The organism is Mesorhizobium sp. M1A.F.Ca.ET.072.01.1.1 (assembly GCF_004023325.1).
GTDB lineage: Bacteria > Pseudomonadota > Alphaproteobacteria > Rhizobiales > Rhizobiaceae > Mesorhizobium.
This window is the reverse complement of record NZ_RZSF01000197.1, coordinates 1-12505: the sequence shown is the minus strand read 5'-3', so window position 1 is coordinate 12505 and position 12505 is coordinate 1. Positions and strand designations below refer to the sequence as shown.

Sequence of the window (12505 nt, the reverse complement as noted above, 5' to 3'; positions counted from 1 at the left end):
GATGGCGCCGTCGCTGAAGCGGCCATCGCCGTCGGCGCCTGCTCGGCGGTCGCCAGGCGGCTCGCGGGTGTCGAGGCGGCCTTGCTCGGCCTGCCGGCCGACGATGCCCTTGCCGGCGCGGTGCTCGCCGCGCCGATCGACGAACTGTCGCCAATCGCCGATGTGCGCGGCAGCGCCGAATACCGGGAGCATGCGGCGCGCGAGATCGTTGTCCGCGCAGTGTGCGCTGCGACCAGCCTTGGCGAAGGCAAGGTGGCCGCATGACAATGGAGCGCACCGATATTGCCTTCGAGGTCAACGACGCGGCTGTCAGCGTGTCGGTGCCGCCGGTGCGGCGGCTCTCGCAGGTTCTGCGCGACGAGTTGCGGCTGACCGGCACCAAGGTCGGCTGCGACGCCGGCGATTGCGGCGCCTGCACCGTGCTGGTCGACGGCAATCCCGTCTGCGCCTGCCTTGTGCCGGCGGCCTCGGTCTCCGGCGCGTCCGTCATCACGGTCGAGGGCCTCGCCAACGGCAGGTTGTCGGCCTTGCAGGCCTCATTTCTCGAACACGGCGCCGCGCAATGCGGCATCTGCACGCCGGGGCTGCTGGTGGCGGCTACCGCGCTGCTGGAGCGCAAGCCAAGGCCGAGTGAGGCCGAGACGCAGGATGCGCTCGGCGGCGTGCTCTGCCGCTGCACGGGGTACCGGAAAATCGTCGCGGCGGTGATGCATGCCTCGCAGCATATGGATGGTTTCGACCGTCGCCTGCCGGAGGTCGGCCGCGCCGTCGGCGCCTCGCCGATCCGGCTCGACGGCGTGCCGAAGGTTACCGGCGACGAAAAATTCGGCGGCGATTCCTTTCCGCACGACGCGCTGTCGGTGCTGGTCGTCCGCTCGCCCTACTATCACGCCGGTTTCAGCTTCGGAGATCTCGACGCCTGGGCCAAAGCGCATCCCGGCATTGCCGGCGTCTTCACCGCCGCCGACATTCCGGGCAAGAACTGCTTCGGGGTCATCGGCCCCTTTGCTGATCAGCCGGCCCTCGCCGAAGGTTTCGCGCGCCTTCGCGGCGAGGCGGTCGCGCTGGTGGCGGGCGAGCGCGAAGCCATCCTCGACCTCGACCTGACGGATTTTCCGATCGCCTGGACGGAACTGCCGCATGTGTTGCAGCCCCGCGAAGCGAAAGCCGACGGCGCGGCGCTGATCCACCGGCATCGCCCGGCGAACCTGCTCACCTCCGGCTATGTCGAACATGGCGACCCCGACGGCGCCCTTGCTGCCGCTGCTGTCACCGCCTCCGGCGCCATCGAGACTTCCTTCGTCGAGCATGCCTATATCGAGCCGGAGGCGGGCTTCGCCTACATGGATGGCGACACGCTCGTCATCGTCGCCTGCACCCAGGCGCCCTACATGGATCGCGACGACACGGCCAAGGTGCTAGGCCTCCCGGTCGAAAAGGTGCGCATCGTGCCGACCGCCACCGGCGGCGGCTTCGGCTCGAAGCTCGATGTCTCGCTGCAGCCTCTGATCGGCCTTGTGGCGCTGAAGACCGGCAGGCCGGCGGCACTCGCCTACACGCGCAACGAATCCATGATGTCGACCACCAAGCGCCATCCGGCCGAGATGAAGGCGACCATCGGTGCCGATTCCGAGGGCCGCGTCACCGGAATGATCTTTGAGGGCGACTTCAACACCGGCGCCTATGCAAGCTGGGGCCCGACGGTTGCCAACCGCGTGCCGGTGCATGCCTCCGGTCCCTATCAGACGCCGCACTACCGGGCGACGGGCAGGGCCATCCATACCAACGGCCCGATCGCCGGCGCCTTCCGCGGCTTCGGCGTGCCGCAAGCGACCATCATGCAGGAAACCCTCTACGACGAGCTCGCCGGCAAGCTTGGCATGGATCGGCTCGATTTCCGGCTAAAGAACTGCCTTCGGAACGGGTGCGAAACGGTCACAGGCCAGCGCCTGGAATCGGGCGTGGGCATCGGTGAATGCCTGGAGTTGCTTCAACCGCATTGGGCGCGCGCGCTTGGCGAGGCGGAAGCCTTCAACGCCGTCAACACGGCAAGCAAGCGCGGCGTCGGCGTCGCCTCTTGCTGGTATGGCTGCGGCAACACTTCGCTGCCCAATCCTTCGACGATCAAGGTCGGCATCTCTGCCTCCGGAGATGTCGTGCTCCACCAGGGCGCCGTCGACATCGGCCAAGGCTCGAACACGGTCATCACCCAGATCTGTGCCGATGCGCTCGGCTTGCCGTTGGCGAAATTCCGGCTGAAGAGCGCCGACACCGCCATCACGCCGGACGCCGGCAAAACATCCGCCTCGCGCCAGACTTTTGTGACCGGCAAGGCGGCCGAAAAGGCAGGCCGAGCGCTGCGCGAAAAGATCCTGCGTTTCGCCAATGTTTCCGAGAAGGCGACGATCGCGCTCGACGGCGCAAGCATCTCAATCCGCGAGGGGGACGCGACGCGGCGCATCGATCTGTCAACACTGAAGGTCGATGCCGATGGCGTGGTGTTCGTCGCCGAAGAGACCTACGATCCGCCCACGCTGCCGCTCGACGCCAAGGGCCAGGGCAAGCCCTACGCCGTCTATGGTTATGGCGCCCAGATCGCCGAGCTCGAGGTCGATCTCAAGCTGGGCACGGTGAAGCTGCTCAAGATCACCGCCGCGCATGATGTCGGCAAGGCCATCAACCCGGTACTGGTCGAGGGGCAGATCGAGGGCGGCATCGCGCAAGGCATCGGCATGGCACTGATGGAGGAATATATCCCCGGCCGCACCGAGAACCTGCACGACTACCTCATCCCGACCATCGGCGACGTGCCGCCGGTCGAGCACATATTGGTGGAAGTTCCGGACCCGGAAGGACCTTTCGGCGCCAAGGGTTTGGGGGAGCATGTGCTGATCCCGACCGCGCCGGCGATCCTCAACGCCATCCGACATGCCACCGGCGTGCTGGTCACTAAAGTGCCGGCGACGCCGAGCCGCATCCTGGCGGCGATCCGCGAGAAGGAGGCGCGCCGATGAGCGAGCTTGCCGAACGTTTCGAAACCCACGATCCCGGTGAGAAGCAGGTGGCGGAGAAGATTCGATGCGATGCCTGTCCGGTGATGTGCTACATCGCCGACGGCCGCACCGGGGCCTGCGACCGTTACGGCAATGTCGGCGGGCGCATCGTGCGCATGGACCCTCTCACCGTCCTCGACCACGCGGCCGAGACCGGCGGCGCGGTCGTGCCATTCGTCGCCGAGGGCGAGGAGTGGGGTGGCGAGCTGGTCAACACCGGCCGCCGCTTCGTCACCGCGATCGGCGCCGGCACCACCTACCCGGATTACAAGCCCGCACCTTTCATCGTCAGCCAGGAGGTCGAGGGCGTCGATCTCGTCACCGTCGTCACCGAGGGCATCTTCTCTTATTGCGGCGTCAAGGTGAAGATCGATACCGACCGCCACATCGGCGACGAGACGGCGACCGTGCGCTCGGAAGGCGAGGCGATCGGCCACGTCACCACTGGCGAGTATGGCTCGCAGATGCTGTCACTTGGCGGCGTGCATCACTTGACCGGCGGCTCCAAGGCTGAAGGCCGCGCGACTTGCGACGCGCTGCTCAACCTCTGCAACAGAAAGCCGGTCGAGCTCACCATCGACGGCGGTGCGACGGTCATTGTCGAGGCTGGCAAGGCGCCGGTCATCGACGGCAAGATCGAGCATCGCATGCGCGTCGGCTGCGGCTCGGCCACCATCGGCATGTTCGCCACGCAATGGCGCGGGCTCGTCGACGAGGTTGTGGTGGTTGACGACCATATCACCGGCGTCGTGTCGGAACATCAGGCCGGCAAGGTATTGGGCTGGGAGGATACCGGGATAAAGATCATCGGCCGCCGCTCGACGCCCGGCCGCTACTTCAAGGTTTCGGAGCCCGGTCTCGGCTGGGGCGGCACGACGATCTCCGATCCGCTGTCGATCCTGGGCGATTGGAACGCCAAGAAGGGTGCTCGCCCCGGCCTGTCGCTGCTGATGGTCTCGACCACGGGCGAACAGTTCGCTTACTACGAACTGGACGATCAGTTGAAACCGGTCGAAAAACCGTTCCCGGAGCGGCTGCAGAAATCCGTCGGCCTGATCGAGGACAATTGCGAGCCGGCCCTGTGCACCGTGCTCTTCATCGGCGGCGCGGGCGGCTCGCTGCGCGCCGGCGTCACCGAAAACCCGGTCAATCTCACCCGCTCGGTTCAGGGCCTGAAGACCTATGTCACGGTCGGCGGCGCGCCGGTCTATGTCTGGCCGGGCGGCGGCATCACCCTGATGGTCGATGTCACCCGCGTGCCGGAAGGCGCATTCGGTTATGTGCCGACGCCGGCGCTGGTCGCGCCGATCGAATTCACCATGCGCCGCGACGACTACGTCCGGCTCGGCGGTTACGAGGACGAGATCCGCAGCGTCGAGGACATTCTTGCCAAAGGCGGCGAATACCTTAATCCGCGCAGCAATGTCGGCGCGCCGGCCGGCAATCCCTGGCCGCCGTTGGCGCAATTGCGCCGCACCCCGGCCAATGGGGCCGACTGATGAACGGCCCGCAGGCGCATTGGCTCGCCGACGGCAGGCGGCTTCATCTCAATCACGGGCCGATCGACCTCATCGTGGAGGCCTTTGGCGATGCAGCTGAACGCCGCGCCGCCTGCGCGCAGGCCGTCGCGCGCTTCCAGACGATTCTGACCGAACTGGTCGAGGAGCTTCCCGAATTGCGCCGTCCGGCGTCTTTGACGCCGTGCGGCTTTGCAGGCCCGACCGCGCGGCGCATGGAGGCCGCGGTCGCACCGCTCGCGGAAAGCTTCATCACACCGATGGCTGCGGTCGCCGGTTCGGTAGCCGACGAAGTTCTGGCCGCGCTTCTCACCGGACGCCGGCTCGAGCGCGCCTACGTCAACAATGGCGGCGACAGCGCCATTCATCTCGGTAAGGGCGAGACAATAACGCTGGCGATCGCCGGCACCGGGCACGGCATGGCCGACCGGATCACGATCCGCGCCGAAGACGGCGTGCGCGGCGTCGCCACCAGTGGCTGGCGCGGCCGCTCCTTTTCGCTGGGCATCGCCGACGCGGTCACCGTGCTGGCGCGGACCGGCGCCGAGGCGGATGCCGCGGCGACGCTGATTGCCAACGCGGTCGACCTGCCTGCGCATCCGGCGGTTCATCGCGTGCCGGCGCGGGATCTTTCGCCCGACAGCGATCTCGGCGAACGGCTGGTGACGCAGGGCGTCGGCGGGCTAGCGCCCGGCGAGGTGGCCCGGGCGCTGGACAACGGCCTTGCCGTCGCCGAAAATTTTCGCCGGCGCGGCCTGATCGCGGCGTCGGCGCTGTTCCTTGCCGGCCAAACCCGCATCAGTGGCTCCGTGGCGCTCGCTGCGCCCAACAAGCATAAAGCGAAGGAAACTGCCCATGCCTGAATTCCCGATCCGCAAGGTCGCGGTGCTGACCGAAGAGATCTTCCACGACGGCGGCCCAGCGGCGAAGGAGCCGCGCCTGCGCGCCGCGGCTCTCGCCGTGGTCAAGAACCCGTTTGCCGGTCGATATGTCGAGGACCTGCAGGGCGCGATGGAGGACCTGAAGCCGCTCGGGCTGTTGCTTTCCGACAGGCTGATCGCAGCCCTTGGCGGCGATGTGAAAAAGATCGACGGTTACGGCAAGGGCGCCATCGTCGGCAGTGCCGGCGAACTGGAGCACGGCGCGCTCTGGCACGTGCCCGGCGGCTACGCCATGCGCGAGCGGCTCGGCGACGCCAAGGCGATCGTGCCATCGGCGAAGAAGGTCGGCGCCTTCGGCGCACGGCTCGATGTCCCGCTCGGCCACATCAACGCCGCCTATGTGCGCAGCCATTTCGACGCGATGGAAGTCGGCATCAGCGACGGCCCGCGTCCCGATGAGATCCTGTTCTGCCTCGCCATGACCTGCGGCCCGCGAGTCCACAACCGCATGGGCGGTCTTGCGGCCGCGGACATCAAGGCTTGGGACGGCTTGAGATGAGCGGCGAGGACAATCTGCTGCGGCTGGTCGAAGCCGAAGAGCTGGACGAGAACAACTACCATCTGCAGGACCAGGTCGGCTTCATCCTGCGCAAGGCGCATCAGCGCCATGTGGCGATCTTCGCCTCGCACATCGGCGATCTGACGCCGCCGCAATTCGCCGCTCTCGCCAAGCTCTACGACATCGGCGAGACCTCGCAGAACCAGCTCGGCACGCTGATCGCCATGGATGCCGCGACCGTAAAAGGCGTCATCGACCGGCTGAAGGCGCGCGGGCTGGTCGAGCTTTCCAAGCACGAGGTGGATAAGAGGCGGCTGCTGGTCAATCTGACGGCTGAAGGCCGCGACGCGATCGAGCGGCTGATCCCGCTTGCGCGCACCATCACCGAGGAAACGCTGGCGCCGCTGACGGCCAAGGAGGCCTCAACCTTCCTGCGGCTGCTGGCGAAGCTGGCCTGATCAAACCACCGGATCGACCCCGAACATCTCTCGCGCCTGCTCAGGCGTATAATAGCCGAGCCGGACATCCTCGGCGATCTGTTTCGGATCACGCTCGCGCGGATCGCCATAGCCGCCGCCGCCGGGCGTGCCGACACGCACGCGGTCGCCGGCCTTGAGCGCAATGTCCTGCTCTTTCGACAGATGCGGCGGCACATGCGCTTCGCCGCCCCGGAACACGGTCACGCTGTTCGGCGCGCCGTCCCTGCCGCCAAGCGCGCCTTGCGGCCCGAAACGGCCATGGTCCATAACGAACGACGCGCGGGCTTCACCGCGCAGGATCTCGACCTCGTAGGCGAGCCCGAAGCCGCCGCGATGTTTGCCGGCGCCCCCGGAGCCTTCGCGCAGCGCGTAATGGCGGTAGAGCACCGGAAAGGCCTGCTCCATGATCTCGACCGGCGGCGATTTCGAAATGCCGATGGTCGAGCAGCCATTGCTCAAGCCGTCATGGCCGGCATTGCCGCCATAGCCGCCGCCGGAGATCTGGTACATGACATAGTCGCGGCCGCGCGCCGGGTCGTTGCCGCCGAGCGCGAAATTGCCGCTGGAGCCGGCGGGCGCCGCTGTCACCTTTTCTGGCAGCGCCTGCACCATCGCGGCGAACACCGCTTCCGCGATGCGCTGTGAAACCTCCGCCGCGCAGCCCGAAACCGGACGTGGGTATTTGGCGTCTAGGAACGTGCCCTCCGGCCGCTTGACGTTCAGCGGCTCGAAGGCCCCGGCGCTGATCGGCACCTCCGGAAAGATATGCCGCATGGCGAGATAGACCGACGACAAGGTCGTCGCCAATACGCTGTTCATCGGCCCGGCGCATGGCTTCGATGAGCCGGCAAAGTCGAAGGTCAGCGAGTCGCCCTCTTTCTCGACGGCGAGATTGATGGTCAGCGGCTCGTTCACCACGCCGTCGGAATCGACGAAGGCCTGCGAGCGGTAGGTGCCGTCCGGGATAAGGGCGATCGAGGCGCGCATCTGCTCGGCGGCGCGCCGGCGCAGTTCGGCGATCGCCTCGAGGACGGTTTCGTCGCCGTAACGATCGAGGATTTCATTGAGCCTGTCTTGGCCGATCAGCAGCGCCGCAGCCTGCGCGCGGATATCGCCGATGCGCTGGTCGGCGACGCGGATGTTGGAGCAGATGATGCCGTAGATCTCGGGATCGAGCAGGCCCTTCTTGAACAGCTTCACCGGCGGCAGCCGCAGACCTTCCTGTTCGACGGCGGTGGCCGAGGCCGAGAAGCCGCCAGGCACCGAGCCGCCGATATCCGGCCAATGGCCGGTGTTGGACAGCCAGCAGAAGATTTTGCCGTCGCGGTAGACCGGCATGACGAAGCGCACGTCCATCAGATGCGTGCCGCCGAGATAGGGGTCGTTGACGATGTAGATGTCGCCGGGCTCGGGGGTCAGGCAGCGCCCGTCGGTGATCATCTCGATCACCGTCTTGGTCGAATACTGCATGACGCCGACGAACACCGGCAGGCCCTGGCTGCCTTGCGCGATGAGCGAGCCGTCGACGGCGGAATAGATGCCGTCGGAGCGGTCATTGGCCTCGGCGATGACCGGCGAGAAGGCGGCGCGGGAAAACGTCAAATCCATCTCATCGCAAACTTGCTGCAGGGCGGCCTGCAGCACCGAAAGCGTGATCGTGTCGAGCTTTGCCCCTTCGACTGCCATTGTCAGGCCTCGCCGATGTCGATGATGATGTTGCCGTCGGCGTCCGAACGCGCATGATCGCCGGGCTCAAGCACGGTGGTGGCGTCCATCTGCTCGAGGATCGCCGGTCCCTCGATTGTTGCGTCGAGCGGCAGCCTTTCGCGCGCATAGACCGGCGTGTCGTGCCAGCGCCCGCTGTACCAGACCGGCCGGATCTCGCGCCGCGCCTCCTCCAGCGTCGCCGCGCGTCCTGCCGGGTCGATCAGCTGAGACAGGTCGATCTGCGGCCGCACACCCGTCACCGAGGTGTTGAGGTTGACGAGATTGGCGCGGATCTCCGGCAGTTCGACCTTGAAACGCGCGAAATAGGCTTTTTCGAACAGCTGCTGCAGCGTCGTCCGTGAAACCGAGGATGACGGCAGCGGCACGTTGATGATGTGCGTCTGGCCGACGAATTGCATGTCGGCGGAGTGGGTGACGCGGATTGCATCGGGCTTCACCGCTTCCTTGCCGATCAGCGACTCGCCTTCGTTTCGGTGCCGTTCCAACAACTCGCGAAGCTTTGCTTCGTCGAGGCTCGCTACCGGCTGGTTGACCGTATTGACGAAGTCGTGCCTGAGGTCGGCGACGACGCAGCCGAGCGCGTTGGTAATGCCGGGGCGTGCCGGCACCACCACCTTCGGCAGGCCGAGTTCTCGGGCCAGCGCCGTCGCGTGCAGCGGCCCGGCGCCGCCGAAGGCGAACAGCGCGAAATCGCGCGGGTCGTGGCCGCGCGACACCGAAACCATGCGAATGGCGCCCGCCATCTTCATGTTGCCGAGCCTCAAGATGGCACCGGCCGCCTCGACGCCGGAAAGGCCCGTGTGCCTGCCGATTCTGTCCTCGAAGATTGCGGTGACGCGCTCGACAGTGACCGGATTGTCGACCGCAAGCAGCTTCTTCGGCGCCAGCCGCCCGAGCACCAGATTGGCATCCGTGATGGTGGGTTCCGTGCCGCCGCGCCCATAGCAGATCGGGCCGGGATTGGCACCGGCGCTTTCCGGACCGATCTGGATCAGGCCGGCGGCGTCGACGCGCGCGATCGAGCCGCCGCCGGCGCCGACGGTGTGCACCGCCACCATCGGCACGTGGATCGGCATCGCATATTCGATCTCGATCTCGTTCGAGACCGCGGGCTCGGCGTTGCGGATCAGCGCCACGTCGGTCGAGGTGCCACCCATATCGTAGGTCACCAAGTTGGCGAAGCCGGCGCGCTTTCCCGTGTAAGCGGCGGCGATGACGCCGGAAGCCGGACCGGACATGACGGTCTTTGCCGATTCCTGCGTGACGAAGCGGGCCGAGATCATGCCGCCATTGCCGTTCATGATCAGGAAGTCGCGCGCATAGCCTTTCGCCGCGAGCTCCTTGCGCAGCCGCTCGACATAGCGCTCCAGGATCGGCTGCACCGAGGCGTTGACCGCCGCCGTCACGCCGCGTTCGAATTCGCGCGCCTCCGAAAGCAGCGCATGGCCGGTGGTGATGTGGCCGTTCGGCCAGAGCTCCGCCGCGATCTCGGCCGCGCGCCGCTCGTGCGAGGGGTTGGCGTAGGAATGCAGGAAATGGATGACGAGCGACTCGCAGCCGGCGTCGAGCAGCTTTTTCACGGCATCGCGCATTTCGGCCTCGTCGAGCGGCAGGCGAACCGCGCCGGATGCCTCGACGCGCTCCGACACTTCGAGCCGCAGATCGCGCGGAATGACCGGCACGAAGGTGCCCGTCATGCCATAGGCTTGCGGCCGCGTGCGCCGTCCAAGCTCGATCACGTCGCGGAAGCCGCGCGTCGTGATCATGCCGGTCCTGGCCAGCCGGCGCTCCAGCACGGCGTTCGTGGTGGTCGTCGTGCCGTGCACGATGAGGTCGATGCCCTCAACCGGAAAGCCGGTCGCGCCAAGTGCGGCGACCACGCCGAAGGCCTGATTTTCCACCGTCGTCGGGGTCTTGGCGATGTGCACCTTGCCGCCGGCTTTGCCGTCGATCAGGAGCAGATCGGTGAAGGTTCCCCCGACATCGATGCCGGCAACCACGCTTCCCGCCGACGCCGAAAATTTCTCATTCATTGCCGAAACCCGAAATGCCAGGACTACGGATATGCCTCGGTTTGGAAAGCCGTTTTACGCTGCCATCTTGACCTGAAGATCATTTGTATACTAATAAATTCCGGACACAAGAGCTTACCGCTTGGCAGTGTGCAGAGAGCACGTCGGAACCTGACCGTTCGGGCGCGCATGAGCAAGTTTGGCGCCAGCGCCTCGCGTCCGCGCCGGAAAGTTGGGTTTGATGAACACGACATCCGCGTTGAACCTCGCCGGCGCAAAGCCGCTGCAGTTCCCGATCCCGGCCAATGTCTATGCCGAGACCGTGGTGTCGGTGAAGCACTACACCGACCGCCTGTTCTCGTTCCGCATCACCCGCCCGCAGTCGCTGCGCTTCCGCTCGGGCGAGTTCGTCATGATCGGGCTGCCCAATGCCGAGAAGCCGATCTTCCGCGCCTATTCAGTTGCCAGCCCCGCCTGGGACGACGAGCTCGAATTCTTCTCGATCAAGGTCCCGGACGGTCCTCTGACCTCCGAGTTGCAGAAGATTGAGGTCGGCGACACCGTCATCCTGCGCCAGAAGTCGACCGGCACGCTGGTGCTCGACGCGCTGACGCCCGCCAAGCGCGTGTTCATGATCTCGACCGGCACCGGCATCGCGCCTTTCGCCAGCCTGCTGCGCGACCCCGACACCTATGAGAAGTTCGATCAGGTGATCCTCACCCACACCTGCCGCGACAACGCCGAGCTCACCTACGGCCAGGAACTGGTGGCTGCGCTCGAGACCGATCCGCTGATCGGCGAGCTGACCGGCGGGCGTGTCACGCTCTACAATTCGACGACCCGCGAGGAGTCGGCGCGCATGGGCCGGATCACGGCCCTGATCGGCTCGGGCAAGTTTTATTCCGACCTCGGCATCGACAAGCTCAATCCCGAGACCGACCGCATCATGATCTGCGGCTCGATGCACATGCTGAAGGACGTCAAGGAGCTCGCCGAAAGCCTCGGCTTCCAGGAGGGCTCGCTCAGCCACCCCGCCAGCTTCGTCGTCGAGCGCGCCTTCGTCGGCTGAGGCGCGTCTCCCAGTGTTTTGACCATGCGGTCAAAAACCTACTGCTTTTGCCGCCTTTTTCCGCTATGAGCCACTGAAGGACTCGTGAAGGACAACTTCGCGGGCTATCTTCGGTGCACGTCGCTGAATGAAAGGGCAGGAGATGAGCAGCACCATCCGCGAGGCCGGCGCAGGCGTGTCCAAGATCATGCCGCTGCCGGCGCGTGCCGCCGCCAACACGCCGATGCCGCTGGAGCACGGCATTGCCCGCAATCCTGGCATGAAGCTGGACCTCGGCTTCCTCGAATCCGTGCGCAGCGTCAACCGCTCGGCGCTGGAGCGCCGCGTCGCCACCCTCACCAAGCGGCGCTCGATCAAGGCCGACAACCAGGCCGCCTGGCTGCTGCGCGCGATCGCCTGCATGGACCTGACCACGCTGAATTCCAACGACACCGACGAGCGTGTGCGCCGGCTCTGCGCCAAAGCGATCAATCCGCTGCGCCGGGATATCGTCGAGGGCCTCGGCATCGCCGACGAAACGATCCGCCCCGCGGCGGTTTGTGTTTACCATCCCTTCGTGGCCACGGCCGTGGATGCGGTGCGTGGCACAGGCATCCATGTCGCGGCCGTCTCCACAGCGTTCCCGCACGGCCTTGCGCCGCTCTCGACCCGCCTGCAGGAGATCGAGGCCTCGGTGAAGGACGGGGCCGACGAGATCGACGTCGTCATCCCGCGCGGGCTGGTTTACGGCGCCAAATGGCGCGAACTGTTCAACGAGATCGTCGCCATGCGCGCCGCCTGCGGCGAAGCCCATCTCAAGGTCATCCTAGGCACGGGCGATCTCGCCACCCTGCGCAACGTCATGCTGGCCTCGATGGTGGCGATGATGGCGGGCGCCGATTTCATAAAAACCTCGACCGGCAAGGAAAGCGTCAACGCCACGCTTCCCGTCGGGCTTGCGATGGTGCGCGCCATCCGCGCCTATTTCGAGGAGACCGGCTATCTGATCGGCTTCAAGCCGGCGGGCGGCATTTCCACCGCGAAGGTCTCGCTCGACTGGCTGGTGCTGATGAAGGAAGAGCTTGGCCGGCCCTGGCTCGAGCCGCAGCTGTTCCGCTTCGGCGCCTCCAGCCTGCTCACCGACATCGAGCGCCAGCTCGAACATCATTTGACCGGCCACTATTCGGCCAACCATCGCCACGCGATGGCGTGAGCCACCCCCCTCCCC

The 12505-nt window shown here is 66.3% G+C and carries 9 protein-coding genes and 1 pseudogene; 8 read left to right on the top strand and 2 right to left on the bottom strand.

Translation table 11 applies throughout. The annotated features are described in order from the left end of the window. The 6 genes and pseudogenes from EOA32_RS23790 to EOA32_RS23765 all read left to right on the top strand — a co-directional run. Positions 1 to 264 (top strand): annotated as a pseudogene (locus EOA32_RS23790) (xanthine dehydrogenase family protein subunit M); the annotation flags it as partial. After that, complete coding sequence (locus EOA32_RS23785; protein ID WP_128373035.1) at positions 261 to 3014, top strand: molybdopterin-dependent oxidoreductase; 2754 nt, start codon at positions 261 to 263, stop codon at positions 3012 to 3014. The pseudogene EOA32_RS23790 and the gene EOA32_RS23785, both read left to right, overlap by 4 nt. Continuing rightward, a complete protein-coding gene (locus EOA32_RS23780) occupies positions 3011 to 4552 on the top strand; it encodes a 6-hydroxynicotinate reductase (protein WP_128373034.1) in 1542 nt (513 codons plus the stop codon). The genes EOA32_RS23785 and EOA32_RS23780 overlap by 4 nt, the downstream gene beginning before the upstream one ends. Next, positions 4552 to 5433: a UPF0280 family protein gene (locus EOA32_RS23775; protein ID WP_128373033.1), complete on the top strand. Its 882-nt coding sequence runs from the start codon at positions 4552 to 4554 to the stop codon at positions 5431 to 5433. Before EOA32_RS23780 ends, EOA32_RS23775 begins: the two co-directional genes overlap by 1 nt. Continuing rightward, entirely contained in the window at positions 5426 to 6010 is a 585-nt protein-coding gene (locus EOA32_RS23770; protein ID WP_066996156.1) for an amino acid synthesis family protein, read from the top strand. The genes EOA32_RS23775 and EOA32_RS23770 overlap by 8 nt, the downstream gene beginning before the upstream one ends. Then, positions 6007 to 6468, top strand: coding sequence for a MarR family transcriptional regulator (locus EOA32_RS23765; protein WP_066996153.1), 462 nt, complete (start codon positions 6007 to 6009; stop codon positions 6466 to 6468). The genes EOA32_RS23770 and EOA32_RS23765 overlap by 4 nt, the downstream gene beginning before the upstream one ends. Here EOA32_RS23765 and EOA32_RS23760 read toward each other — a convergent pair whose 3' ends face one another. Continuing rightward, positions 6469 to 8175 (bottom strand): hydantoinase B/oxoprolinase family protein, encoded by a 1707-nt coding sequence (locus EOA32_RS23760; protein WP_128373032.1) that lies wholly within the window; start codon positions 8173 to 8175, stop codon positions 6469 to 6471. Between the two features lie 2 nt (positions 8176 to 8177). Further along, the gene (locus EOA32_RS23755) at positions 8178 to 10250 is read right to left on the bottom strand and encodes a hydantoinase/oxoprolinase family protein (protein WP_128373031.1); all 2073 of its coding nucleotides are present in this window, start codon (positions 10248 to 10250) and stop codon (positions 8178 to 8180) included. Between the two features lie 220 nt (positions 10251 to 10470). Here EOA32_RS23755 and EOA32_RS23750 point away from each other — a divergent pair, with 220 nt between their 5' ends. Both EOA32_RS23750 and deoC read left to right on the top strand, forming a co-directional pair. Then, a complete protein-coding gene (locus EOA32_RS23750; protein WP_128373030.1) occupies positions 10471 to 11298 on the top strand; it encodes a ferredoxin--NADP reductase in 828 nt (275 codons plus the stop codon). Positions 11299 to 11440: 142 nt separating this feature from the next. Then, complete coding sequence (gene deoC / locus EOA32_RS23745; RefSeq protein WP_128373029.1) at positions 11441 to 12490, top strand: deoxyribose-phosphate aldolase; 1050 nt, start codon at positions 11441 to 11443, stop codon at positions 12488 to 12490. Positions 12491 to 12505 lie beyond the last annotated feature (15 nt).